General features: G+C 61.2%; 21 protein-coding genes. 10 read left to right on the forward strand and 11 right to left on the reverse strand.

Annotated elements, in window-relative coordinates:
* Nucleotides 1-49 precede the first annotated feature (49 nt).
* The 9 genes from sulP to desA all read right to left on the reverse strand — a co-directional run bounded on the left by sulP (nucleotide 50) and on the right by desA (nucleotide 8,261).
* Nucleotides 50-1,771 (reverse strand): sulfate permease, encoded by a 1,722-nt coding sequence (gene sulP / locus HBN63_RS05120; protein ID WP_170048643.1) that lies wholly within the window; start codon nucleotides 1,769-1,771, stop codon nucleotides 50-52.
* The gene (locus tag HBN63_RS05125) at nucleotides 1,761-2,624 is read right to left on the reverse strand and encodes an MBL fold metallo-hydrolase (RefSeq protein WP_170048644.1); all 864 of its coding nucleotides are present in this window, start codon (nucleotides 2,622-2,624) and stop codon (nucleotides 1,761-1,763) included. Before HBN63_RS05125 ends, sulP begins: the two co-directional genes overlap by 11 nt.
* A 47-nt stretch (nucleotides 2,625-2,671) precedes the next feature.
* Nucleotides 2,672-2,863, reverse strand: coding sequence for a DUF2892 domain-containing protein (locus HBN63_RS05130; protein ID WP_090250448.1), 192 nt, complete (start codon nucleotides 2,861-2,863; stop codon nucleotides 2,672-2,674).
* Between the two features lie 20 nt (nucleotides 2,864-2,883).
* Nucleotides 2,884-3,300 (reverse strand): DUF6691 family protein, encoded by a 417-nt coding sequence (locus tag HBN63_RS05135; RefSeq protein WP_170048645.1) that lies wholly within the window; start codon nucleotides 3,298-3,300, stop codon nucleotides 2,884-2,886.
* A 2-nt stretch (nucleotides 3,301-3,302) separates the two neighbouring features.
* A complete protein-coding gene (locus HBN63_RS05140; protein WP_170048646.1) occupies nucleotides 3,303-3,734 on the reverse strand; it encodes a YeeE/YedE family protein in 432 nt (143 codons plus the stop codon).
* Nucleotides 3,731-4,054, reverse strand: coding sequence for a metalloregulator ArsR/SmtB family transcription factor (locus HBN63_RS05145; protein ID WP_160085940.1), 324 nt, complete (start codon nucleotides 4,052-4,054; stop codon nucleotides 3,731-3,733). Before HBN63_RS05145 ends, HBN63_RS05140 begins: the two co-directional genes overlap by 4 nt.
* Nucleotides 4,055-4,231: 177 nt before the next feature.
* Nucleotides 4,232-5,533 carry an OprD family porin gene (locus HBN63_RS05150; protein ID WP_170048647.1) on the reverse strand — a complete coding sequence of 434 codons (1,302 nt, stop codon included), beginning with the start codon at nucleotides 5,531-5,533 and terminating at the stop codon, nucleotides 4,232-4,234.
* 471 nt (nucleotides 5,534-6,004) lie between these two features.
* Nucleotides 6,005-6,976, reverse strand: coding sequence for a sensor domain-containing diguanylate cyclase (locus HBN63_RS05155; RefSeq protein ID WP_170048648.1), 972 nt, complete (start codon nucleotides 6,974-6,976; stop codon nucleotides 6,005-6,007).
* A 100-nt stretch (nucleotides 6,977-7,076) separates the two neighbouring features.
* A complete protein-coding gene (desA, locus tag HBN63_RS05160; RefSeq protein WP_090250462.1) occupies nucleotides 7,077-8,261 on the reverse strand; it encodes a delta-9 fatty acid desaturase DesA in 1,185 nt (394 codons plus the stop codon).
* A gap of 167 nt (nucleotides 8,262-8,428) precedes the next feature.
* On the opposite strand from desA, the gene dibA reads away from it, so the two are divergent.
* From dibA to HBN63_RS05205, 9 genes are all read left to right on the forward strand, one after another.
* Nucleotides 8,429-10,717, forward strand: coding sequence for a phosphodiesterase DibA (gene dibA / locus HBN63_RS05165; protein ID WP_170048649.1), 2,289 nt, complete (start codon nucleotides 8,429-8,431; stop codon nucleotides 10,715-10,717).
* 10 nt (nucleotides 10,718-10,727) lie between these two features.
* Nucleotides 10,728-11,858 carry an HDOD domain-containing protein gene (locus HBN63_RS05170; protein WP_170048650.1) on the forward strand — a complete coding sequence of 377 codons (1,131 nt, stop codon included), beginning with the start codon at nucleotides 10,728-10,730 and terminating at the stop codon, nucleotides 11,856-11,858.
* Nucleotides 11,859-11,898: 40 nt separating this feature from the next.
* Nucleotides 11,899-16,362 (forward strand): PAS domain S-box protein, encoded by a 4,464-nt coding sequence (locus HBN63_RS05175; RefSeq protein ID WP_170048651.1) that lies wholly within the window; start codon nucleotides 11,899-11,901, stop codon nucleotides 16,360-16,362.
* Nucleotides 16,355-16,741: a response regulator gene (locus HBN63_RS05180; protein WP_170048652.1), complete on the forward strand. Its 387-nt coding sequence runs from the start codon at nucleotides 16,355-16,357 to the stop codon at nucleotides 16,739-16,741. The genes HBN63_RS05175 and HBN63_RS05180 overlap by 8 nt, the downstream gene beginning before the upstream one ends.
* Nucleotides 16,734-18,386 carry a diguanylate cyclase gene (locus tag HBN63_RS05185; protein ID WP_170048653.1) on the forward strand — a complete coding sequence of 551 codons (1,653 nt, stop codon included), beginning with the start codon at nucleotides 16,734-16,736 and terminating at the stop codon, nucleotides 18,384-18,386. Before HBN63_RS05180 ends, HBN63_RS05185 begins: the two co-directional genes overlap by 8 nt.
* Before the next feature lie 65 nt (nucleotides 18,387-18,451).
* Nucleotides 18,452-19,078: a fasciclin domain-containing protein gene (locus HBN63_RS05190; protein ID WP_282874681.1), complete on the forward strand. Its 627-nt coding sequence runs from the start codon at nucleotides 18,452-18,454 to the stop codon at nucleotides 19,076-19,078.
* 147 nt (nucleotides 19,079-19,225) lie between these two features.
* Complete coding sequence (locus tag HBN63_RS05195; RefSeq protein ID WP_170048654.1) at nucleotides 19,226-20,515, forward strand: FAD-binding oxidoreductase; 1,290 nt, start codon at nucleotides 19,226-19,228, stop codon at nucleotides 20,513-20,515.
* Between the two features lie 11 nt (nucleotides 20,516-20,526).
* Nucleotides 20,527-21,084, forward strand: a complete 558-nt coding sequence (locus HBN63_RS05200) for an XRE family transcriptional regulator (protein WP_170048655.1) — start codon at nucleotides 20,527-20,529, stop codon at nucleotides 21,082-21,084.
* A gap of 23 nt (nucleotides 21,085-21,107) precedes the next feature.
* Nucleotides 21,108-22,454 carry a glutamine synthetase family protein gene (locus HBN63_RS05205; RefSeq protein WP_170048697.1) on the forward strand — a complete coding sequence of 449 codons (1,347 nt, stop codon included), beginning with the start codon at nucleotides 21,108-21,110 and terminating at the stop codon, nucleotides 22,452-22,454.
* 40 nt (nucleotides 22,455-22,494) lie between these two features.
* Here the strand turns inward: HBN63_RS05205 and chrA are convergent, their stop codons facing one another.
* The gene (gene chrA, locus HBN63_RS05210; RefSeq protein WP_170048656.1) at nucleotides 22,495-23,838 is read right to left on the reverse strand and encodes a chromate efflux transporter; all 1,344 of its coding nucleotides are present in this window, start codon (nucleotides 23,836-23,838) and stop codon (nucleotides 22,495-22,497) included.
* A gap of 141 nt (nucleotides 23,839-23,979) precedes the next feature.
* Between chrA and pbpG the strand changes: the two genes are divergently transcribed.
* Nucleotides 23,980-24,885: a D-alanyl-D-alanine endopeptidase gene (gene pbpG, locus HBN63_RS05215; RefSeq protein ID WP_170048657.1), complete on the forward strand. Its 906-nt coding sequence runs from the start codon at nucleotides 23,980-23,982 to the stop codon at nucleotides 24,883-24,885.
* A gap of 55 nt (nucleotides 24,886-24,940) precedes the next feature.
* Here pbpG and HBN63_RS05220 read toward each other — a convergent pair whose 3' ends face one another.
* Nucleotides 24,941-26,614 (reverse strand): bifunctional diguanylate cyclase/phosphodiesterase, encoded by a 1,674-nt coding sequence (locus tag HBN63_RS05220; RefSeq protein WP_170048658.1) that lies wholly within the window; start codon nucleotides 26,612-26,614, stop codon nucleotides 24,941-24,943.
* Nucleotides 26,615-26,744 lie beyond the last annotated feature (130 nt).

Below are 26,744 nucleotides of genomic sequence, written 5' to 3' on the forward strand. Positions count from 1 at the left end.
CCTGATCAACCAGCGTATCGACACGCGGTGGATAACGTTTAGCTCAGATTCACTGCGCGCGCATGGCCCGCGCCGTACTTTCTGCATCCAGCGTTCGCAACGCCTGGTACTGGCTGACAAATACCTGCCCGCCAAAGCGTTGCAGAAACTCCGAACGCTGCAGTCGATCCATCACCGGCCCCTTCACTTCGGCCAGGTGCAGCTGCACGCCTGCGCTGTGCAGACGCTCGCTGATCGCCTCCAGGGTATCCAGCGCGCTGGCATCAATCTGATTGACCCCGGAGCACATCAACACCAGATGCCGCACGCTTGAGCGCTTGGCAATCAGCGCGCCGATACGCTCTTCCAGAAACCGCGCATTGGGGAAGTACAGGCTTTCATCGACGCGCAGCGACAGCACGCTGGGACTTTCCACGACCTGATAGCGCTCGACATTGCGAAAGTGCTCGCTGCCGGGCAGCTGGCCGACCACCGCCATATGCGGCCGGCTGGTACGCCAGAGAAACAACAGGAGCGACAGACTCACCCCAAGCAGAATACCGGCCTCAACACCGTACAACAGCACGCCGACCAGCGTTGCCAGCTGCGCCATCCCTTCCTGCGGTGAATAGCGCCAGGTGCGGCGCAGGCTGGATACATCAATCAGCCCCATTACCGCGACAATAATGCTCGCGGCCAATACCGCTTGCGGCAGGTGCTGCAGCAACGGCGCCAGCCCCAGAACCGCAGCCAGCATCAACCCCGCCGCAAACACACCCACCAACGGCGTGGCCACATTGCTTTGCAGCGCCAGCGCCGAGCGCGAAAAGCTCGCCGCGACCGGCATGCCACCACTGCATGCGGCAGCGATGTTGGCGGCGCCCTGACCGAGCAGTTCCTGGTCAGGGTTGATCGACTGACGCTTGCGCATCGCCTGACTCTGGGCAATGGACACCGACTCGACAAAGCCCACCAGGGCAATCAACACGGCCGCTGGCAGCAACTCGCGCAACAAGCCCAGCTCCAGGTTCGGCAGCCCCAGTGGCGGTAGACCCGCGGCCACCGTGCCGACCACCCGCACGCCATACGCCTCCAGTTGCAGCAGCGCGCCGAGGGCCATCGCCAACAGCATCAGCAACAACGCACTCAACTGCCTGATACGCAGCGCCAGCGCCTCAGGCACACCGAACAGGCCCAGGTTACGCAGCAGCACCAGCAGCGCCAGGCTACTCAGCCCCAAAAGCAGCGTCGGCAAATGCAGCGCCGGTAACTGCGTATACAGCGCGGGCAGCACCTGAAACAGGGTCAAGCCGTCGGCGGAGATGCCCAATAAATGCTTGAACTGGCTGACCGCAATCAGCAGCGCCGAACCGCTGACAAAACCGGAAATCACCGGATGGCTGAGAAAGTTGGCGACAAAGCCCATCCGCAACAGCCCCATCAGCAGCAGGAACATGCCGACCAACAGGGTCAAGGTGGTGGCCGCTGCCAGATACGCCGCAGTACCAGCGGCAGCCACCGGGGCCAAGGCCGCCGCAGTCATCAGCGATAGCACCGCCACCGGGCCGAACGACAGTGCCACGCCGGGACTGGCCCCGATCAAGGCATAGACAACCAGCGGCAGAATGCTCGCGTACAACCCCGCCACCGCCGGCAACCCGGCAAGCTGCGCATAGGCCAACGCCTGTGGCACCAGCAGCAGACAGACCAGGCAGGCGGCGAGCAGATCGCGGCCTGCCTGATCGCGGTCGTAACGAAGCAAGGTAGTCAGCAGCGTCCACCTAGAGAACATTCAGCGGCACCTTGAGGTAACGCACACCATTGTCTTCGGCGGGCGGCAAATGGCCGGCGCGCATATTCACCTGCACCGAGGGCAGCATCAACGCCGGCATGCCCAGGCTGGCATCGCGGGCCTGACGCATGGCGACAAAGGCCTCCTCGTCGACGCCCTGGTGCACATGCACGTTATGCACGCGCTGCTCGGCCACGGTGGTCTGGTAGCGATGCTGCTCACGCCCCGGCGCCAGGTAGTCGTGGCACATGAATAGTCGGGTGCTGTCTGGCAGGGCAAACAGCCGGGCAATCGAGCGGTACAGCGCACGCGCATCGCCGCCAGGAAAATCGCAGCGCGCGGTGCCGTAATCCGGCATAAACAGGGTGTCCCCAACAAACGCTGCATCGCCGATCAGGTAAGTCATGCAGGCTGGTGTATGCCCAGGGGTATGCAGGGCACGGGCATTTAGCGAGCCGAGCTGAAACACCTGCTCATCACGGAACAACTGATCGAACTGGCGGCCATCAACGGCGAACTCGCTACCGGCATTGAACAACTTGCCGAAGGTGTTCTGCACCACGCGGATCTGCTCACCGATTGCCAATTGCCCACCCAAAGCAGCCTTGAGATAGGGCGCGGCGGACAGGTGGTCGGCATGCACATGGGTTTCCAGCAACCATTGCACGCTTAGGCCCTGCTCGCGCACGTAGGCGATCAAGCGGTCGGCGCTGGTGGTGGCGGTTCGCCCGGCCGCCGCATCGTAATCCAGCACCGAATCGATAATGGCGCAGTGTGAAGTGGCTGGATCACTGACGACATAACTGTAGGTCGAGGTGGCAGGGTCGAAAAAGGCCTGAATGAGCGGGGACATGGCAGCTCCAACCGACCGGCGGTGAAACCGGTCGGTATTGCAGTGGGTTAAGCCTTGGTCTTGCAGGTGCTGATACCCAGCAGCGGGTATAGCGGACAGAAGCGAAACAGACCGGTTGCCAGCGGCACGATGCCGATCAGCCCCCAGAGGCCAATCACGCCGCTCAGGCTCAAGCCCAACAGAATCAGACCTGCGGCAATGCGCAGGCTACGGTCGAGGGTGCCAACATTTGCTTTCATAGTGATCTCCCGATCATCAATTACCCGCGCCGGCGTTCCAGCGCAGCAAACACAACCATTCCCACCAGCATGGCCGCCACGAACAGCAGCACCTGCCAGCGCCCTGTGAGCAGAATCGCCACGGCTGGGCCCGGACAGATGCCAGCAATCCCCCAGCCGACACCGAACAACAGGCTGCCGCCGATCAACCGCCGATCCAGCTCACGTTTGCCCGGTAACTGCATCGGCGCACCAAGCAGACTGCTGCGCTGCGAGCGCGCCCAACTGAACGGCAGAAATGCCACGCCAATCGCCGCCACCATCACCAGGGCCAGCGATGGATCCCAGGCACCGGCCAGGTCGAGAAACGCCAGCACCTTGGCCGGGTTGGCCATGCCTGCGCTAAGCAGGCCGATGCCAAAGGTCACACCGGCGAAAAAGGCCAACAGTTTGCGCATGCTCAAGCCTCCAGCAGATGACGCAGGACAAACACCGTGGCGAAACCGGCGGCCATAAAACTTAAGGTGGCAGCCAGGGAACGCGGTGACAGCCGCGATAAACCACAGACGCCATGCCCGCTGGTGCAACCTGCGCCATAACGGGTGCCGACACCGACCAGCAGACCGGCAACCGTCAGCGCGAGCCAGCCGTTGTCGATCTGAATTTCAGGCAGACGGCTAAACAGCTGCCAGAGCAGCGGCGCGATCAGCACGCCCAGCAGAAATAGGCCCTTCTCGCCCCGCCCTTCACCGCGCTCGAGCAAACTGCCGAGCAGGCCGCTGATGCCGGCCACCCGGCCATTCATTACGGCAAACAAGCTGGCGGCCAGGCCAATCAATGCGCCACCCGCCAGGGCGCTCCAAGGTGTGAAGTTGTACCAATCGATACTCATTGCTCACCTGCGCAGAACAGCTGATACAGGGTGTTGATCACCGCCAGCGCCGCCGGGCTGCTGATGCAGTAATAGATCTGCTTACCCTCACGACGGGTCGCCACCAGCCCTTCACGGCGCAACACCGCCAGTTGCTGCGACAGCGTCGGCTGTTGAATACCCAGCAGCGTTTCCAGCTCGCTGACATTGCGTTCGCCCTGGGAGAGCTGACACAGCAACAACAGGCGATCCGGATTGCCCAGAGCCTTGAGCAACTGCCCCGCCGCATCGGCATTGGCGCGTAGTTGCTGGATATCGAGAGGCGGATGTTCAGGCGTCATGGCAAGCAACTCAATTAAGATAAAAACAATCTATTCTTTTATATATTGAATAGCAAGTACCGCCCGGCCTTCATACAGCGGTCAATCGCAGGCGATAAAAAACCCGGAACGGAGTCCGGGTTTTTTGTTCAGTGCAGGCAGGGCTGGATGCAACAACTCAGCCTACAGCCACCGCAATCAGAGCAGTGGCAGGGTGTAGCTGACGATCAGACGGTTTTCGTCGATGTCGTTCGCGAAGTTGGAACGCACCGACGCGTTACGCCAGCGCACGCCCAGGTTCTTCAACGCCCCCTCCTGGAACACATACATCAACTCGCTATTGCGCTCCCACTCCTTGCCTTCGGAGATCCCGCGACCACGATCGACATTGTCGCCGGTCAAGTAACGAGTCATAAAGGTCAGGCCCGGAATACCGATCGAGGCGAAATTGAAGTCATAACGTGCCTGGTAAGACTTTTCGTCTTTGTTGGCAAAGTCGCCGATCTGCACGTAGTTAACCAGGAACGGGTCAGTGCCATTGATATAGGCGAAGCCGGTGTCACCGCTCATTTTCTGGTAGCCCAGGCCGAAGGCGTGACCATCCAGACCATAGGTAACCATGGCACCTATAGCTGTGTTGTCGATGTTGCTACGGTTGCCGTCGTCAGTGGAGCGCGCATAACGCAGGTCAGTTTTCAGGCTTTGCTTATCGCCCAGAGGCAGTACATGCACGGCGTTAAAGGAATGCTGCTTATACAGCTCGTCCAGGTTGGAATAGTAATAACCGGCCGTCAGATCCTTGGTGATTTTGTAGGTACCGCCAATGAAATCAAAAGCATCAGTCGTGGAACCACCGCTCAAGCGGATACCACGGGTACCTACAGTGCCACGGGTGCTATTGAAGCTATTGGTAACCGAAATATCTTCGTAGTCACTGGAGTTACGATTGTTCACTTCACGCACGTGTGCAGCTTCAAGCATCAGCCCATCGATCTCTTGCGAGACCAGGTGGCCAGCTTCAAACACCTGCGGCAGAAGGCGACTGTCGCTGGATGCGATAGCAGCATTTTTGAACTGCATCTGACCTACGCGCAGGGTGCTGTTGGAAATCTTCGCCTTGGCAGCAACTGCCAGGTCTGAGTAGTTGTCCTGAGAACCACCGGAAGAATTATCAGGGACCAGCAAGCCACTGCCGGCGGTACCGTCACCAGAATCCAGTTTGAAACCGAACATGCCAATAGCATCAGCGCCAAAACCTACTGTACCGTCGGTAAACCCAGAGTTCGCACGCAGAATAAAACCTTGCGCCCACTCTTCTTGCTTGGACTGGCTCTGCGCAGGCGCATCGCTATTGCCCTGGCGGAAATCACGATTGAAGTAGAAGTTACGCGCTTCGAGAGTGGCTTTGCTGTCGCCAATAAAATCGGCATGGGCGACTTGGCTCAGGGACAAGCCCAGGGTGCTAGCCGCGACGGCCAGGGCCAGGGAGGTCTTTCTCATTATGTTTTCTCCAGTTGTGTGTGGGTTGCACATCGGTGCGGGTACTGTCTTCACGGATGAAGCGGCAGGCGCGCACCGAATTCGGGGGTTATTGCAAAGCCAGGCGCCGGACAGGCGAACGGGGGCCGCAGCCAGAGCGGCCTTGCAATAAGCGAGATCAGGTGAGCGCGTGAGAACAGTCAGCGCGAGCTGGGGAATGAGGGCATGGCAGCGGACAGGTCAGCATAATGGCGCAGGTCTCTTCATTTTTATTGTCGGCCCATCAACCAGGCCGTTATGTAGAGAGCCCTACGCAGATACTGTGCCAGCCGCCAAAAACAGCTCGCCGACACGTCTATTACAAGGTTTTACAGGCTTTCCGGGGGAGTGCCGAAGCCTGACCGAAGCAGCGATAAGCGGATTTTTGCCGATAGCAAAATATGAAGAGGCGGTTTATCGCCAGCACGCAGACCGTCATTCCTCGGCGCGTGATCAGTCCACCACCACCTGATTCTTGCCCTGGCGTTTAGCCCGGTACATCGCGGCATCCGCCCGGGCATACAAGGCATCCAGGCTTGCATCTTCGGGGCGCAGGCTGGTGAGGCCCTGGCTCAGGGTGATGCCGAACGTTGTCCCGGCATGGCTGAAACTCAGCCGCCGTGTATCGCGCTGTAACCGCTCGGCAATCTGCTCGGCCAAGGCCGGCTCGCAGCGCGGAAACAACGCGGCAAACTCCTCCCCACCGATGCGTCCGAACAGATCACCACGGCGCAGAGTGGTCGCCCCGCAGTAGGCCAGACGCTGCAGCACCTGATCACCCATCTGGTGGCCATAGCGGTCATTGATCTGCTTGAAGTCATCTAGGTCGAGCAGTAGAAAGGCCAGTGGACTGTTGTATTCACGGGCCTGCTCGAACTCGCGCTGAGCGCATTCGAAGAAGTGCCGACGGTTACTGCTCTGGGTCAGCACATCGGTGGTGGCCAGGCGGTGCAGCTCACCTTCCAGCTGTTTCTTCTCAGTGATGTCTTCGGCAATGCCAACAATAATATGCGGCTTACCCGGCGAGCTTTCACGGCTGACAAAGCACTTATCACTCAGCCAGCGGACCTGGCCATCACCACGGATGATGCGGTACTCGCGCGCTTCGACGGCGCCGGTTTCCAGCACTTGGGCAAAACTTTCGGCGGCGTATTCCAGGTCATCGGGGTAGATGTTGTTGCGCCACTCGTCGTAGCCGGCCAGCAACAGCTCGGTGGAGCGTCCGAAGACGCGCTCATAGGCGGGGCTGACGTAGACCACCCGCTGGGCATTCCAGTCAAATGCCCAGAGCACCGCGTTCACACTGCCAAGTAGGGTGCTGAACAGCTGCTCGCGTTCCTGTAGCCGCGCCACCTCGGCACGCGTGTGCAACAACGCCAGTGTCAGCTCTTCCTGCTCCAGCTGCTGCCTGTTGACTTCATCCATAAACACCGCCGCCGCTCTCAGATAACGGGGATATGACAGCAGCATACGCCAGAAGTTAAAAAGCCCGCCAATAGGCGGGCTTCGTGGGCGTAAAAGACCGTCAGGCCGTCGCCGGACGCAGCGAGTAGGTCTTCAGTTGTTCGGCGAATTCACGCAGCGACTGAATGCCACTGGCTTCGGCCTCAGTGACCCACTGCTTGATGGCTTCAAGCATGTCATGACCATTGGCGCTGGTTTTCACCCAGATTTGCTGCAGGGCCAGGCGCTTCTCGTAGATCACCTTGAGTGCCTGGCTCTGCTCCAGCATGCGCTGGATGCGCGCCTGGTGACCTTCGTCCAGCAGGCTCGGCTCACGCGAGAGCAAACGCTTGGCGCGGTGGAAGTGGTGACGAACCGAAGCATCTGCCTTGGCCAGTTCCTGCTGCACCAACGGTGCGATCACCAACTTGCGGTACTGCGCCATGATCTGGAAGCGGTTGTTGAGGATGGCCATTGCAGTATCCATGTCCAGGCTACGCTTGCCTTCTACCCGGTGGGCGATCGGCGCAACGCGCTGCACCTGGGCCAAACCAAGCAGACTGAACAGCTTGATCCAGAACCAGCCCATGTCGAACTCCCACTTCTTCACCGACAGCTTGGCGCTGTTTGGGTAGGTGTGGTGATTGTTATGCAGCTCTTCACCGCCAATCAGAATGCCCCAGGGCACCAGGTTGGTCGCCGCATCGCGGCACTCGAAGTTGCGGTAGCCAACGGCATGACCAAGGCCATTGATCACGCCCGCCGCCCAGACCGGAATCCACATCATCTGAATAGCCCAGATGGTGATACCAGCAGCACCAAACAGCGCCAGGTCGATGGCGCCCATCAATGCCACGCCGCCAACCGGGAAGCGTGAATAGAGGTTACGTTCGATCCAGTCTTCGGGGCAGTTTTTACCGTAGATGCGCAGGGTTTCCAGGTTCTTCGCCTCTTCGCGGTACAGCTCGGCACCGGTACGCAACACCGTGCCCAGGCCCTTGATCACCGGACTGTGCGGATCATCCACGGTTTCGCATTTGGCATGGTGTTTACGGTGGATTGCCGTCCACTCGCGGGTGTTTTGTGCCGTGGTCAGCCACAGCCAGAAACGGAAGAAGTGCTTCAGCGCAGGGTGCAATTCAAGCGCGCGGTGCGCCGAGTAGCGATGCAGGTAAACCGTGACACTGACGATGGTCACGTGCGTCATCAGCAGAGTGACTGCGATCAGTTGCCAGACCGACAGATCGAGAAAACCGTTGTACCACATGGATCACGTGCCTCATGAAAAAGGAAAGACATGGCTGCTTTTTAGCGCACATCTGTACACATTATCCCTGACCCGGATCAGAAAACCAGTTGGTCTTTTGCATAAGAATGCCGCGCCCTATCTACATCTATAATGCCGGCCTTACACAAAGGACTGACTTTTACCCCATGAATATCCCGCAAAGCCCTTGGCGCTTGACGCTCACCTATGCCTTGGCCGCTGGCCTTTGGGTGTTTTTCAGTGATCGCTTGCTGGCCACTCTGGGCCTGCCGCTGGCGCAACTGGAACGCGTACAACTGCTCAAGGGGCTGGGCTTTGTGCTGCTCACTGCTGGTTTGCTGTACGCCGTTCTGCGCACCCATCGTCAACAGCACAACCAGGTCAACCTGGCGCTGAGCAGCAGTAAGCAGCGCTTGCATCAGGCATTGGAGGCGGCCAAGGACGGTATGTGGGACTGGGATCTGCAAACCCAGAAACTCTATTTCTCCCCCGGCTACTCGGCACTCTTGGGCGTGGGCCCTGAAGCACTGGGCGATGACCCCGACCTCTGGCGGCAGCGACTGCACCCCGATGACCGCGTGCTCTTCGAGCGTAACCTGGAACAGCGCCTGGCCGCCTGCAACCCTGCGCCCTATGAAGTCAACTATCGCCTGCTGCACCAGGACGGCAGCTACCGCTGGATTCAGTCACGCGGACGCCTGTTGCTCGACGAGCATGGCCAGGCCGAACGCCTGATCGGTACCGCCAGCGACATTACCCAGCGCCGCTACGACGAAGACAGCCTGCGCCAGGCCGCTGCGGTCTTCGATGCTACCCAGGAAGGCGTGCTGGTCACCGATGTGCAGCAACACATCGTGCACTGCAACCCGGCTTTTACGCGTATCACCGGTTACAGCCAGGATGAAATCCTCGGCCAGTCACCGGCCATTCTGAAATCCGGACGGCATGACCAAGCCTTTTACGACAGCCTATGGCATGCCCTGCAAAACCGCGGGGCGTGGAGCGGCGAAATTTGGAATCGGCGCAAAAGCGGCGAAATCTACCCGCAGTGGCAATGCATCCGCGTGATTCACGACGAGCAGGGCGAGATCAGCCATTACGTCGCAGTGTTCTCCGATATCAGCGCGTTGAAACGCTCACAACGCGAGTTGGATTACCTGGCGCATCACGACCCATTGAGCAACCTGCCCAACCGCCTGCTGTTCACCGAGCGTGTCGAGCGCGCCCTCGAGCGCGCCACGCATGATGAGCAGCGTGGCGCGGTACTGCTGATTGACCTCGACCATTTCAAGCACATCAACGAAAGCCTCGGCCACACCATCGGTGACATGCTACTCAAGGAGGTGGGCGAGCGCCTCGGCCAGCAGCTCGGCAAGCGTATGACGCTCGCCCGCCTGGGCGGCGACGAGTTCGGCCTACTCGATGAGAGCTGCAGCAGTGCCGAGCAGGCCGCCGTGGTCGCCCAGCGCTTGCAGGCGTGCCTGACCCAGGCCTTCCGAATCAATCAACAGGAGCTGTTCGTCACCGCCAGCATCGGCATCAGCCTCTACCCTGCAGAGGCCACTGATGTCGGCCAGGTGTTGCGCAATGCCGACTCAGCGCTGTTCAAAGCCAAAAGTAACGGCCGCGAAAGCTATGCCTTTTACAGCCAGGAGCTGACTGAACACGCCCGCCAACGCGTCGAACTGGCCAGCGCCCTGCGTCATGCCCTGGATCATCAGGAGCTGCGCGTCTACTACCAACCGCTGGTCTGCCTGCACAGCCAGGAAATGATCGGCGTTGAAGCCCTGGTGCGCTGGCAGCACCCGCAACGCGGGCTGGTGCCGCCCGGCGAATTTATCCCGATTGCCGAAGAAACCGGGCTGATCGGCGCCATCGACGCCTGGGTACTGGAGCAGAGTTGTCGGCAGATGGTCGCCTGGCAGATCGCGGGGTATTCGCTGCGCTTTGTTTCCGTGAATGCCTCCAGTCGCCTGTTCAGCCGGGGTGGGCTGGACCGACGAGTGGCAGAGGTACTGCGTGATACCGGCCTGGCCCCGGCATACCTGGAGCTGGAAGTGACCGAAAGCGCGGTGATGGAAGACCCCGACGCCGCGCTGGCCTTGCTTGAGCGCCTGCGCGCACTCGGTGTCCGCCTGGCGATTGATGACTTCGGCACGGGCTACAGCTCGCTGGCACGCCTCAAGCGCCTACCCGTGCACAAACTTAAACTGGATCAGAGCTTTGTCAGTGGCTTACCGCATGATCAGGACGACGTGGCCATCACGCGAGCCGTCATCGCGTTAGGTCATAGCCTGGGGCTCAAGGTACTGGCCGAAGGCATTGAGCAGCTCGAACAGGTCGAATTGCTCCAACAACTCGGCTGCGACCATGCCCAGGGCTACTATTTCGGTCGCCCGCAACCGGCAGAACACTTGATCGCACACCTGGCGCGCAGCGCCACAACCACGAGCTAAGGCAGCACGCATGCGCGTCATGATTCTGGAAGATGACAGCTGGATCGCCGATCTGCTCAAGCAGATCGTCCTCAGCCTGCGCCCTACCAGCCACGTGGTATGCCTCGACAGCGTCAGCGCGGCCCTGCGCGAATGGCAGCAGCGCCCCGCTGAGCTGGTCATTTGTGATTGGAATCTGCCGGACGGCCCCGGCACCCGCTTGCTTGAGCAGGTGCGCCGCGACAACAGCAGCACGCCGCTGGTAGTGATCACCGGCCGTTCCGACCGCGCCAGCGTACTGGCCGTGCGTGCTTTGAAAATCAGCGCTTTTATCAGCAAGCCCTTTCAGGCCGAGCATGTCGCCGCCAGCCTGGCCGTCTTGCTGCCCTCGACAGGCGATGAGTTACACCACCCGAGCACCGCACACCAGGACCTGCTCAGCCACCTGGCCAACGTGCCCAGTCATGAGCTGCAGTTACCGCTCAAATCACATGTTCGCGATCATCTGCTGCAACGCTTTAGGGGTGAGTCTGTCGACTTACGCCTGTTGGCCAGCAAATGGCAGCACGACCCCGCACTTACCGCACGCCTGCTCGCCGTGGCCAATAGCAGCGCCTACAACCTGGCGGGTAAGCCCTGCATCAGCCTGCTCGACGCGTTGCAGAAACTGGGCGCAGACAACAGCTTGAACCTGGCATTGGGCCTGGCATTACGCCAATGCAGCGTGCTGGATAACGCCCTGCTGCGCCTGTTTGCCCAGGCCCACCTGGACAGCACCGAGTTACTGATTGAGCGCAGCACTCAGCTCGCCCGCCAATGCGCCCTGGACCCAGCGCCGTTCCACACCGCGGCCCTGCTGCACCGCATGGGCGAATTGTGTGTGCTGTACCTGGCGCAGGTTTGGCAGGACAGCGGGCAGTGTTTCAGTGAAGGCCATGTGTTACAGTCCCTGGACCAATTCAGCGGCCCGTTTGCCATCAGTATCAAGGCACAATGGCACGTGCCATTGCAGCTGCGCGAGCTGATCGGCGCGTGCTACAACCTGCCTGCCCACAACCTCAAACGCGAGAACATCCTCATGCGCCTGGCCGCCTGTGAACTCAACAGTGCACCTGATGACCCCGAGTTGGCCCGCCTACGCCGGCTGGCGGGGCTGATCTGAATGGCACTCTGCCTGGCTAGACGCATGACGGAGCTGAAGGATGTTTAAACCCTTCAAACTCAACGCCATCCACGGGATTATCGGCTTGGGTAGCCTGGGCCTGGCGCTGCTTTTCAGCGTGCTCGGCGGTATTGCGCTGAACGAGCGGGAAACCCTGTGGACCCTGCAAATCGCCAAACAGCATGAGCTGCAACGCCTCACCCTGTACAACAGCCAGCATGAGCTGGAGCAACAGGCGCAGCTACTGGCTGAAACCTTAGCGGCCGACGCCTGGCTGGTTGACCTGGTGCGTCAGGCACAGACGCTAACAGGCGGTGCGCCCGCAGACAGACAACACCTCAACGCTATCCGCGACCAGCTCTACACCCGCCTTGCGCCGCGTTGGCGCAACCTGCAAGGCATTCGCCCGTTTAACCTCTCGATCCACCTGGCTCCTTCGGCCGAAGTGCTGCTGCGTGTACATGAACCGCAGTCGTTTGCCGACTTCCCCAGCGCGCAGCGCCCCATGTTGCTCGACAGCCTGAGCGAAGGTGCCGCCAAGGCAGGCCTTACGGTGGATGGCGACGCCCTGAGCATGCGCGCCATTGTGCCATTGACGGTGGACACCCCTGACGGTCGCATGAATGTCGGCGCGCTGGAGGTCAGCCTGGATGTATTGAATAACTTGCCACAGCTGGACCGTGAGCTGGATGCCGGCGTAGCCCTGTTGGTCAAACGTCAGATTCAAACGTCCGCCAGCAGCGATGACGCGCGCAACGCTCCGGCAACACCGCACGCTTACTGGCACCTGGCGGGCTTCTCACAGGTGCAGATACAACACTGGCAAGCAGAGCATCGCCTGCCCGCCCCGGACGCAGGCAATACCTTCACATTGCTGGAGGACCGCGGCCGCACCTACCTGCTCAACCAGGTGCTCTTGAATGACTACCAAGTCGAGCCGGCCAACCCCGAAAGCAGCGTTACCGTCCTGAGCTGGCGTGACATCACCACGCTGTACAGCCTGCACCTGCGCGACAACCACTGGCTGGTGGCCAAGTGGTTACTAGCCTGGCTGGCCGCCGAAATGCTGTTGCTGTTGCTGCTCCAGGCCACACGTCACAGCAGTCAACGGTTTATTCAGCGCCACAACGCCGAACTAGAGGCCAAGCACCAACAAAGCGAAGAGGCGCGCCAGCTACTGGCGTTGATCACCGAAACGCAGGCGGCCTATATCAATGCCGACAATCAGCGCGAATCCTTCGAAACGCTGCTCGGCCGTATTCTGCAAGTCAGTGCCAGTCAGTTCGGCTTTATCGGCGAAATCCGTCGTGACGAAGCCGGTGCGCCCTACCTGCGTACATTCGCCATTAGCAATATCGCCTGGGATGCCCAGAGCAGCGCGTTCTTCGCCGCCCATGCGCCGCAAGGCCTGGAGTTTCGCAACCTCAACAGCCTGTTTGGCCAGGTGATCCGCAGTGGTCATGCACTGATCAGCAACGACCCGGCCAATCACCCGAACCGTGCCGGATTGCCCCCCGGTCACCCGCCGCTATTGGCATTTGCCGGCTTGCCCATTCATGCCAACGGCGAGCTGCGCGGCATGCTCGGTTTGGCGAACCGCGAAGGTGGCTACGACGAAGAGTTCGCCACACAACTGCAACCGCTGCTGACTACTCTCGGCCAGCTGCTCGAAGCCCTGCGCCGCGACCATCAACGCATGCAGACCCAGCAACATATGCAGCGTCAGCAAGCAGCCTTACGCGCGCTCAATGAAATTGCTGCACTGCCTAAGCTGAGCAGCCACGAACAACTGCGCCAGGCCCTGCAACTGGGTGCACAATTCTATGACATGCCAATCGGCATCATCAGCCAGATCGAGGCGGACACCTACCAGGTCAGGGTTCAAGTGTCGCCGCCCGACACCCTGCAGGACGGTCAATGCTTCGTCCTCGGTGACACCTATTGCAGCATTACCCTGCGCAGCAATGATGTAGTCGCCATTGCAGCCATGGGCCAGAGTGAACATGCCGCCCACCCCTGTTACCCGCTGTTTGCCTTGGAAAGCTATATCGGCACCAGCATCTGGGTCACCGGTCAGCGCTTCGGCACCCTGTGCTTCGCGTCCAGCAAGGCGCGCGCGACGCCCTTTGATGAGGCCGATGAAGAGTTTATGCGCCTGTTCGCCCGCTGGGTCGGCGCCACCCTGGAGCGCATGCGCCATGAAGAACAGACCCGCGAAGCGCGCAGCTTTCTGCAGGCGGTGCTCGACTCTGCGACCGGAGTCAGCATCATCACCACCCATACCGACGGCCTGATTACCCTGTTCAACTCCGGCGCCGAACGCCTGCTGGGTTATCGCAGCGCCGAAGTCATTGGCCGCCACACCCCAGCCTTGTTCCACCTGACCGAGGAAATTCAGGCGCGCGGCCAGCAGTTGACTCGCCAGCTGGGCACGGACGTCAGCGGCTTTGCGGTGTTCACCCGCGTTCCCGACCAAGGCGAGCCGGAAACCCGCCAGTGGACCTACCGCCGTAAAAACGGCGAGCTGCGCATCGTCAACCTCACCGTCAGCACCATGCGTGATACACAGGGCGTGATCACCGGTTACCTGGGCATCGCCAGCGACATCAATGACCAGCACATGACCACCCGCGCCCTGCAAAAGAGTGAAAGTCGTTTTCGCGGTCTGGTCAGCAATTTACCGGGCGCGGTGTACCGCTGCCGCAATGACGAAAACTGGTCAATGAGCTACCTGAGCGAGGAGATTTATGCGCTCAGCGGCTACCCTGCCCACGACTTTATCAACAACCGCGTGCGCAGCTTCTCCAGCGTGGTGCACCCGGATGACCTGCCGATCACCTACCGCGCAGTGGCTGCGATTGAGCGTAAGGAGTCCTTCGAACTGACCTACCGCCTGTTGCATGCCGACGGCCGCAGCGTCTGGGTACGGGAAAAGGGCCGCGGCGAATACGACAGCCACGGCGAGTTGCAATGGATTTCCGGCTTCATCTGGGACATCAGCGACCGCAAGGCCGTGGAAGACCAGCTGCGCCTCAGTCAACAGCGTTTCAGCAGCGCCTTCAGCACCGCGCCCCAGGGCATGGCGCTGGTCTCGCTGCAGGGGCAATGGCTGGAGGTCAACGAAGTGCTCTGCGAGATGCTTGGCTACAGCCGCGAAGAGCTGCTGCGCAGCAACTTTCAGCAGATCACCCACCCTGACGACCTGGATGCCGATCTGCAGCATATCGAAGAGCTGCTGGCCGGCGAGATCAATACCTATCAGATGGAGAAGCGCTACCTGGATAGCCAGAGGCGGATCATCTGGGTGCTGATGAGTGTGTCACTGGTACGCGACAGCAACGATGCGCCGGTGCACTTCGTGGTGCAGATTCAGGACTTCAACGAACGTATCGCCGCCGAAATGGCCATCCGTGAGCGCGAGGATTACCTGCGCACCCTGCTCGACAACGTGCTCGACGCAATCGTTACCATCGACCAGCAGGGTTATATCGAAACCTTCAACCACGCCGCCGAGCGCATCTTCGGCTACAGCCACCTGGAGGTTTCCGGGCACCGGGCCACCCTGCTGCTGCCTGAGCCGCAACGTTCAATGCGTGCCCGCTACCTCAACCATTTCCTGAAAACCGGCATCCAGCAGATTCTGGGCAAGGAAATCGAGCTGACCGCCCTGCGCAAGAATGGCGAGAGCTTCGCCATTGAGCTGGCCATTTCGCAGATCAGTCACCAGGGTGAGCGGCGCTTTATTGCGGTCATCCGCGATATTGAAGAGCGCAAACGCATTGAGCGGATGAAGAACGAATTCGTCTCCACCGTCAGCCATGAACTGCGCACGCCGCTGACCGCGATTGCCGGCTCCCTAGGCCTGGTCAATGGCGGCGCGCTGGGAGACGTGCCGGCGGGCATGCAACAGATGCTGCAGATCGCTCAGGACAACAGCCAACGCCTCAACTTGCTGATCAATGACCTGCTCGACATGGAAAAACTGGTGGCCGGCAAGATGCTCTTCGAGCTACAGGACGAAGCACTGCAACCGCTGCTGGAACAGGCCATTGAAGAAAACCAGCCTTACGCCAGCCACTACCAGGTGCACTTGCAGCTACACGACCTGCCTATCAAGACCCGCGTGCGTGTCGACAAACTGCGTCTGGCTCAGGTGCTGGCTAACCTGCTGTCCAATGCCGCGAAGTTCTCACCGCAGGGCCAGACCGTTGATGTGCGCGTGCACGAACAGGGCACGCGCGTTCGCGTCAGCGTGACCGACCACGGGCCCGGTGTTCCAGAGAATTTCCAGGCGCGCATCTTCAGCAAATTCTCCCAGGCGGATGCCACCGATACCCGGCAGAAAGGCGGTACAGGCCTAGGCCTGGCGATCAGCAAGGAAATCATCGAGCGGATGAACGGTCACATCGGTTTCGACTCAAGCCCCGGTCATGGCGCGACTTTCTGGTTTGAACTGACTACCCTGGCCCAAGAAGCCAGCCCTGAGGAAACCCGGCATGTCTGAGCTACAGCGTATTCTGCACGTGGAAGACGACCCCTCCATCCAAGCCGTGGCCAAGCTCGCGCTGGAAGCAGTGGGCGGTTTTCAGGTGCTCAGCTGCTCATCCGGCCAGGACGCCCTGGATCAACTGCAGGGCTTCGCCCCGGACTTTATCCTGCTAGATGTGATGATGCCGGACATGGACGGCCCGCAAACCCTGGTGCAGATCGCCCGGCTGATCGACATCAACCAGGTGCCTGTGGCCTTTATGACCGCCAAGGTGCAACCGGCGGAAATCGCCCATTACCGCAGCCTCGGCGCCCGCGATGTGATCATCAAACCCTTCGACCCGATGCAGCTGGCCGCGCAGGTGCGCCAGATCTGGAGCCTGGCCCATGAGTAAAGGCAAAAGCACCGCTGATGAACTGCAGCAACACCTGCAGCAGTTAAGCAACGCCTTCGCCGTGCGCCTGCAGGTAGAACTGCCCGCCCTCGCACAGAAAGCCGAACGCCTGTTGCACGCCGCCGACCCGCAGGAGCAGCTGCAGCACCTGCAAAGCCTGCGCGACCAATTACACAAACTGGCCGGCGCCGCTGGCACCTTTGGCTTCAGCAGCCTGGGCCAGCGCGCCCGCGAGCTGGAACAGGAAGCCGATCAGTGGCTGGAAACCCTGCAGAAGGAACAACAGAGCCTGCAGGACTTCAGCCACAGCCTGCAGCAACTCGCACTTCAGCAGTTTCAAGCCGAACGTGGGCAGGAAGCCGCCACTCGCGCGGTTAAACCACCACGGCCTAACAGCAGTGCGCGGCGCATTTATATCCTCGAAGATCAATTGGCGATTGGCGAAAACATGCGCCTGACACTGAACAACTTCGGCTATCACGCCGAACACTTCAGCCATATCGCCGACCTCGACCACGCACTGCAACAACAACTGCCCGATGCGCTGATCGTCGACGTCAACCTGCCTGATGAAAGCCTCACCGGCCTGGAATATGCCGCCAGCCTGCAACAACGCCTGGATGAACCGCTGCCGCTGTTGGTGATCACCACCCAGGACGATTTCGCCACCTACCTTGAAGCCGTGCGCGTTGGCGCCATGGGTTTTTTCACCAAGCCAGTCGACATCCCACAACTGGAAAACCGCCTGGAGCGCTGTTTTGCCCAGCAACAGGGGGAACCGTACCGGGTGCTAATCATCGATGATGACCGCGAACTGGCCAGCCGCTTCAGCCTGATTCTGCGCGGCGCCAATATGCTGGTGGAGATGCTTCACGAACCGGCTGATATCTTCGCCCGCATGCGCAGCTTCAACCCCGAGGTGGTGCTGCTGGACGTGAGCATGCCCGGCTGTACCGGTCCCGAGCTGGCGCAGATCATCCGCATGAACGACGACTGGCTGCGTGTGCCCATCGTTTACCTGTCGGCGGAAACCGATATCAACCGGCAGATGAACGCACTGATCAAGGCCGGCGATGACTTCGTCACCAAACCGATTTCCGACAACGCCCTGGTCGCCGCCGTGTTCTCCCGCGCCCAGCGCGCGCGCCTGCTGAGCAATGCGCTGTCGCGCGACAGCCTCACCGGGCTACTCAAACATGCCGACATCAAAGAGCAGGCGGCAGTCGAGCTGGAACGTGCGCAGCGCAGCGGAAAACCCGCCAGCGTGGCCATGCTCGATATCGATTTCTTCAAGAAGGTTAACGACAGTTACGGCCACGCCGCCGGCGACAACGTGATTCGTGCCCTGGCCAACTTGCTGCGCCAGCGCCTGCGGCGCATCGACAGCCTGGGACGTTACGGCGGCGAAGAGTTCCTCGTGGTGCTGCCGGACTGCCCGCCCGATCAAGCCTTACGGATTCTTGATGAAATCCGCCAGCGGTTTGCCGACCTGCACTTTATTGCCGACGGCCAGCAATTCTCGGTCACGCTGAGCGCCGGCATTGCCTCCACCGATGATGCCCCGGCAAGTGCCGACGACCTGCTGGATAAGGCCGACCGCGCGCTCTACACCGCTAAACACGGCGGACGCAATCAAGTGCGATAGCCGCCGTCGAACAGCCCTCTCGACCTGCCAACACCTCACACCCCTGGCCAACGCTCAGCAGGGATGTGCTGCGCCTGCTCGCCAGACAAGCTTTACAAATCATGTCGAAGCCTGAACTCTGCGGCATATTGTTGTACAAAGGTTGTGCAAAACAAATAACCCTGTATCAGGAGATTTTTATGTTTGCCCAACTGACTTCGACCACTCAACGCCTCAAGCGCACGCTCATGCTCACAACTGCCGCACTGACATTCGCGGCAATGCCAGCATTCGCCGACATGCACGGTGACAAGAAAGACATCGTCGACAGCGCGGTTGCCGCCGGCCAATTCAACACCTTGGTGACCGCTGTAACCGCCGCCGGCCTTGCTGAAACCCTCAAAGGTGAAGGCCCTTTCACCGTTTTCGCCCCCACTGACGCGGCGTTTGCCAAGATCCCTAAAGCCGACCTCGATGCTTTATTGGCCGACAAGGAAAAGCTTACCGCCGTGCTCACTTATCACGTCGTACCCGGCAAGCTGATGGCCGCTGACCTGGCCGGGAAAACCAGCCTGAAAACTGTACAAGGTGGTGAGCTGACGCTGGACACCAGCAATGGCGTGACCGTCGACGGTGCAGCCGTCACGAGTGCCGACATTGAAGCCAGTAATGGTGTGATCCATGTCATCGACTCAGTCGTACTGCCCAAGTAAACCGCACCAACGCTGCACAAAAGCCGACCCTGTTTAGGGTCGGCTTTTTTGTTGGCGGACCAATGAGATGTAGCCAGACTTGGCTTTGTGAAATTTATCGCGTAGATTTTCATGAAATTATTTAAATAGAATTTCATGAGGCGCGCCATGTTCAAACAATCCGCCCAGCACATCGGCACCTACTACGCCGGCACCTACCCCGGCGCCATCCCGCTGCGCCCGCGTCTGCAGGAAGCGTTGCAATGCGATGTGCTGATTATCGGCGGTGGTTTCAGCGGGCTGCACACGTCGCTGCGCATGGCACTCGCCGGCAAGAAGGTGGTGCTGCTGGAAGCCAGTCGACTGGCCTGGGCGGCCTCCGGGCGCAACGGTGGTCAGGCGCTGCCGGGTTGGTCCTGCGATATGCCACCGTTTGAGAAGGCATTAGGCCTGGAGCGCGCCCGCCGCCTGTGGGACAGCATGGTCTGGGCCGCCGAAGAAATGCGCGAGCTGCCCGAGCGGCATCAGTTCGATATTGATTACCGCACCGGCGCGATCTATACCGCCGTGCTGCCGCGTCGTGTGCGCCAGTTGCAGGAAAGCCTGGAAGAAGCCGAGCAGAAGTACGGCTATACGCAGCTGAGCTTTATCCCCAAGGACGAACTGCCGCAGTGGATCGCCAGCCCGCGCTACCTCGCTGCCCTGTATGACAGCGGCGCCGCGCATCTCAACCCGCTGAAACTGGCCCAAGGCCTGGCCGATGCTATCGAGAAGGCTGGCGGAAAAATCTTCGAGCAGAGCAAGGCGCTGAGCTATCAGGAAACGGCTGACGGTTACCTGGCCCGCACGGAACAGGGCGAAATTCGCAGCAACGTGCTGGTACTGGCCTGCAATGCCTATATCGACAAGCTCGATCCGCAACTGTCGAAACGCCTGCTGCCGGTCGGCTCCTACCAGGTCGCCACCGCGCCGCTGGACCCGGAGCTGGCGCGCTCACTGTTCCCGCGTGGCACCTGTGCCATCGACAACCAGTTCGTACCGGACTACTTCCGCGTTACCCCGGACAACCGCCTGCTGTTCGGCGGCGGCTGCACCTACCTGGGCGGTATCCCCGCGGACGTGCCAGCAGCCACCCGACCGTACCTGGAGCGGGTGTTCCCGCAACTGCGCGGCGTGCAGATCGACTACGGCTGGGGCGGGCATATCGACTGCACCATGCACCGCACCCCGGATGTCGGCCGCAGCAGGCAGAAGTATTGGCTACAGGGCTTCTCCGGCCACGGCATCCTGCCGACCTTGGCCGCCGCCCGCGCGGTCAGCGACGCGATCCTCGGTGACGCCGACCTGCTCGATCTGTACCAGGGCCTGAGCAACCCGCGCTTCCCCGGCGGTGATCTGCTGGCGGCGCCGATCGAGGCCGTGGGCAAAGCCTGGTATCGCCTGCGCGATGTAATTTAAGGAAGTTGACCATGGATATGCAGGAAGAAGTCGAAGGTCTGGCGATCCTGATCCGCGACCTGCGCAAGCACAAGAACCTCACCCTGGGCGAGCTGGCCGCGCGCATCGACCGTTCGGTGGGCTTTCTGTCCCAGGTCGAGCGCGGCCTGTCGCGCCCAACCGTGGCCGACCTCACCGCGATCTGCGAAACCCTCGGCGTGCCGACCACCTATTTCTACAGCCTTAGCAAGCCGCGCGACGTGCCCTGGGTCACCCGCCCCGGCGAGCGCCGCACGCTGTATTACGCCGGCGGCATCACCGACGTGCTGGCCTCGCCAACTATGGCTGGCGGCTTCTCCATGCTCGAAAGCCGTTTGGACCCGGGCGCCACCAGCGGCGACGGGCATTTGAACGATAGCTCCGAGCAAGGCGGCTTCGTCCTCGAAGGCGAATTGACGATCTGGTACGGCGACGCCGCCGAGCCAGTCATCCTCGGCCCGAATGACAGCTTCCAGCTGCCGCCGCATGCGCAGTTTCGCTACGCCAACCTTTCCGATTCCCCCACACGAGTGCTCTGGGTCTTCACCTGACCCGCGCAGATACCGCCATGACAATAACAACAGCATTCCCCGACCTGCTCAGCGAAGTCCGTGCCTTCCGCAGCGCCCACCCCGAGGTGCGCTATGTCGACCTGATCAGCCTGGATATTCCCGGGCATTTCTACGGTAAGCGCTACCCCATCGACATGCTCGAGAAGGTCGCCGCCGGCAGCCCGCTGAAAATCCCGCAGAACTGCGTGCTGCTCGGCGTGCAGGGCGGCCTGCACCCGATTGGCGATTACTGTTTCAATGACGGCGACCCGGATGCACCGCGCCGGCTGATCCCCGGCACGCTCAAGCCGGTGCGCTGGGAAAGCCAGCCGCTGGGGCAGATGCTGATCAGCTCCGACGGCACCGCTGCGCCCATCGAATTCGAACCACGTGAAGTACTCGCTCGCGTGCTCAAGCGCCTGGCCGCACGCGGTATCCGTCCGGTGGTGGCCTTCGAGCTGGAGTTCTACCTGTTTGATCGCAAGCTGCAGGACGGCCTGCCGCAGTTCCCCCGCGACCCGCTGTGCGGCGATGAAGACGATCAGCCGAACATGCACATCGAACGCCTGTCGCGTTTTGCCGATGTGCTGCACGAGATCGTCGACGCCGCCAATGAGCAGGGCGTGGACGCCAACGTGATTACCGCCGAACTCGGCCCTGGCCAGTTCGAGATCAACTTCGGCCATTGCGACGACGGCCTGCGCGCCGCCGACTGGGCCGCATTGTTCTGCCGCAGCACCCGTGGCGTGGCGCTCAAGCACGGCCAGCGCGCCAGCTTTATGAGCAAGCCCTACCTGCACGCGCCGGGCAGCGGCATGCATGTGCACGTCAGTCTGTACGACGCGGCCGGAAACAACCTGCTCGACGGCGACAACCAGCGCCCGCTGCGCCACGCCGTGGCCGGCTGCCTGGAACTGCTGCCGCACTGCATGCCGATCTTCGCCGCCAACCACAACGCCTTCCGCCGCTACGGCGCCATGGTCAACGCCGCAAGCCGCGCCAGCTGGGGCTTCGAGGACCGCGATGCATGTATCCGCATCCCCGAGTCGGATGGCAAGAACCTGCGCATCGAACACCGCCTGGCCGGCGCCGATGCCAATCCATATCTGGTACTGGCGGCGATTCTCACCGGCATGGAGCACGGTCTGGATGCCGGCCAGGAGCCGATTGCCCCGCTCAATGAGAACCGCCAGAGCGGCATCGACTTCCCCCAGGACATGCTCGGCGCCGTCAGCGCCATGCGCGACCACCCGGTGGTCAACCAGGGGCTGGGCAGCGAGTTCGTCATGGTCTACTGCGAGAACAAGCGCCAGGATCATCTAGCCTTTATGCAGGAAGTCAGTGCGCGGGAATACCGCTGGTTTCTCTAAGAGACAGCGCGTCCGTTGCCTTGGCAGCGGACGCGCGACTTCAACGCAACAGATACACCGCCAGCCCGGCCAACGCCGACACCAGCAACACCTCCATCACCCCGCGTTTGAAGTGCAGCAGCGCCAGCGCCGCGCCCACGGCCAATAGCGCCGACGGCCAGTCGAAAGTGCCGGCAAAACCCTGCGGCCAGAACACGTGATAGGCAAAGAACAGCGCCAGATTAAGGATCACCCCCACCACTGCCGCAGTAATCGCGGTCAGGGGTGCGGTGAATTTCAGCTCGCCGTGGGTGGATTCCACCAGCGGCCCGCCGGCGAGGATGAACAGAAAGGACGGCAGAAAGGTGAACCAGGTGACCAGCGCTGCCGCCAGCGCACCACTGACAAAACCCGAATCGCCGCCGAACACCGGCTGCAGGTAAGCCCCGACAAACGCTACGAACGCAACCACCATGATCAGCGGCCCCGGCGTGGTTTCCCCCAGCGCTAGGCCGTCGATCATCTGCGTCGGGGTCAGCCAGCCGTAATGGCCAATGGCACCCTGATAGACATACGGCAGCACCGCATAGGCGCCGCCAAAGGTCAGCAGCGCCGCCTTGGTAAAGAACCAGGCCATCTGCGTCAGCGTGCCGTCCCAGCCGAACAGCCAGGTCAGCAGGCCCATCGGCAGCAACCAAAGCAGCGCTCCCACCACCACCAGCAGCGCCAGGCGTGATGCGCGAAAGCGCGTATGCGCCAGCGGCGGGCTGTCATCATCGATCAGCGCCGGGCCATAGTTCGCGTCCTGCGCCACATGACCGCCCCCCAGGCTGAACTGTTGCGGCAACAGGCGACCACCGAGATAACCGAGTAGCGCTGCACCAATCACGATCAACGGAAACGGCAGATTGAAGGCAAAGATGGCGACAAAAGACGCACCGGCAATGCCCCACAGCCAGTTGTTCTTCAACGCCCGTGAGCCGATGCGCCAGGCCGCCTGCATGACGATAGCGGTCACCGCCGGCTTGATCCCATAGAAAATCCCCGCCACCAGCGGCACATCACCGAAGGCGATATACAGCCAGGACAGGCCCATCAGGATAAACAGCGACGGCAGCACAAACAGCACCCCGGCGATCACCCCGCCCCAGGTGCGGTGCAACAGCCAGCCGATATAGGTGGCCAGCTGCTGCGCCTCTGGCCCCGGCAGCAGCATGCAGTAGTTCAGCGCATGCAGAAAACGCCGCTCGGACAGCCAGCGGCGCTTCTCCACCAACTCCTGATGCATGATCGCGATCTGTCCAGCCGGCCCGCCGAAGCTGATCAGCCCCAGTTTCAGCCAAAACCAGAAGGCCTCGCCCAGGCTGACGGCGGGTGGCGCAGACGGTGCGGACGATTCAGGCATACAAGCTACTCACGGCAATAAACGCGGTCGCACTATAGCGCGAGCGCGTGACGATTTAAGCGCGCACCGCTCAAGCCCGGACGCAGATTTCCGTATACTGAGCGCCGCTGCATCCCCTTCAACCTGCCCGTGAAGCGCCCCGTGAAAATCCGCCAATCGATAGTAAGCCTGCTGCTGATTTGCAGCTGCGTTGTAGTTGCATCGAACACCCAGGCTGCACCCGCCAAACAACAGGACCTGGCCGCCGGCAGCGCGCTGCTGGTCGATCTGCAAACCAATCAGGTGCTCTACGAGCGTAACGCCGACAGCGTGGTGCCAATTGCTTCGGTGACTAAACTGATGACCGCCATGGTCACCCTCGACGCCAAACTGCCGCTGGATCAGCAGCTGCCGATCATGATTCGTGACACCCATGAAATGCGCGGCGTGTTCTCCCGCGTGCGCGTGGGCAGCGAGCTGAGCCGCCGCGACATGCTGCTGCTGGCCCTGATGGCCTCGGAAAACCGCGCCGCCGCCAGCCTGGCACACCACTACCCGGGCGGCCACGCGGCCTTTGTCGCGGCGATGAACGCCAAGGCCCGCGCCCTGGGCATGAAGCATTCGCGCTTTGTCGAGCCCACCGGCTTGTCGGAACACAACGTCTCCAGTGCCCGCGACCTGGTGCTGATGCTCAAGGCCGCACGCCAGTACCCGCTGATCAGCCAGTTCAGCACCACCTCGGAAAAGACCCAGGCGTTCCGCAAACCCAACTACACCCTGGGTTTTCGCAACACCAACAACCTGGTGCGCAAACCGGGCTGGAGCGTGCAACTGAGCAAAACCGGCTACACCGGCGAAGCCGGCCGCTGCCTGGTGATGAATACCGTGATGAATAACCGCCCGGTAGCGTTCGTGGTGCTGGATGCCTTCGGCAAATACACCCACATGGCCGACGCCAACCGCCTCAAGCGCTGGCTGGAAACCGGCAAGGTCACCGCCGTGCCGCCAGCGGCCATCAGCTACCGCCAGCAGAAACTGGCGCAGCGCCAGGCCAACGCCGCGCAGTAAACCACCCATGCAATAAGGCCCGCAGACAGCGGGCCTTATTCGTTCTGGCAGTCGCTCAGCCGCTGTTCAAGCTAAACAATGGTTGACGTGTGCCGAACACCAGAAAGCGCGCCAGCTCAGGGAGCGGCAACGCCTTGCTGATCAGGTAGCCTTGCACCTGATCGCAGCCGTATTGGCGCAGCAGTGCCAGTTGTTCGGCATTTTCTACGCCCTCGCCCACCACCTGCAGGTTGAGGTTGTGCGCCAGGTTGATCATCGCCCGCACCAATTGGCGATTCTCCGCACGCTCACACATGCCGCCGACAAAGCTCTTGTCGATCTTCAGCAGGGTGATCGGCAAGTTGTTCAAGTGCACAAAGGAAGAGAATCCGGTGCCGAAGTCGTCCAGCGAGAAGCGCACACCGAGGCGACCGAGGGCCAGCATGGTCTGCTGCACCTGATCACTGCGGCGCATCACCGCGGTTTCGGTTAGCTCGAATTCCAGCCACTGCGCATCAACGCCACGCTCTTCGATCAGCCGACTGAGGGTTGGCAGTAGCTGGCTGTCCTGAAACTGACGAAATGACAGGTTGACCGCCATGTGCAGCGCTGGCAGACCACGCCCGCGCAGCCACTGCATATCGCGCAGCGCACGGCTGATCACCCAATACCCGAGCGGTACGATCAGTCCGCTTTCCTCGGCCAGCGGTACAAATTCATTGGGCGCCAGCAGACCATGCACGCTGTGGCGCCAGCGCACCAGCGCTTCCAGGCCGAGGATGCGTCCGGTTTGTAAACACAGACGCGGCTGGTAGTGCAGCTCCAGCTCGTCCCGGCGCAGGGCGCGACGCAGCTCGCTTTCCAGGTCAGCCTGGTTGCGCGCACTGCGGTTGATCCGCTCGTCATAAACATGAAAAGAGCAGCCCTGCTGGCTCTTGGCCTGTTGCATGGCGATATGCGCGTGCCACATCAGTGGGTCGGCGCTGCTCGTGGCGCGGGAATGGGCCAGGCCGAGGCTGCAACCGATCAGCAGACTTTCGCCGTCAATCCAGTAGGGCTCGCCAAGGGCTTCGGTAATCTGCGCGGCTAAGCGCTCTGCGCGCTGCGGGTCGCGTCGGCTGTCGATCAGCAAGGCAAATTCATCGCTGCCCAGGCGCGCCACCTGGTCGCCTGCCTGCAGCTGCGCCTTGATCCGCGCCACCACTTGCAGAATCAGACTGTCGCCACCCTGGTAGCCGAGGGCATCGTTGGCGTGGCGGAAGTTGTCCAGATCGAGGTGGCCGAGGGTCAGGCCACGGCCTTCATACTCGGCCAGGCGCGCGGCCAGTAGGGTCTGGAATCCTTGGCGATTGGCAATGCCGGTAAGGGCATCCTGATCCGCCAGGCGGTGCAAGGTGTCGTTGAGTTTGCCGTACTCACGGGCATAGCGCAGGCAGCGACGCAGCACTTCACTGCTGAGCTGATGACGCACCAGCCAGTCGCAGACACCCTCGGGCTCGACGTCGGGCTCGGCATCCAACAGCAGGACAATCGGCAGGGAACAGCGCCCGGAGGCAGGCAGGTATTGGGGGGTGGTGAGGAGCAAGGCGTTGCTGGGTTTATCGAACAGCGCGCTGGCCGCCTCCCAGGACGGTGCGGTGATCAGCGCATAACCGCTGCCGAGCGCACCCAGACGTTCACGCAGCAACTGCGCCCAGCCCGGCGTTTCCGCCAGCAACAGCAAGCGTAATGGTTCGACGAACGCGGACAAACAACTTCCCCCACAGCACAAATAAAGAGCATTACAACCGCTCGGATGCGTCGTAATCGACGTCTAATCACGCACATCCTTGTGTCAGTGGCGCGTGTCCTGCGGCGAGGCTGGACCCGAAAGTGGCACC

This window comes from Pseudomonas sp. WS 5011 (genome assembly GCF_012985775.1).
Lineage (GTDB): Bacteria > Pseudomonadota > Gammaproteobacteria > Pseudomonadales > Pseudomonadaceae > Aquipseudomonas > Aquipseudomonas peli.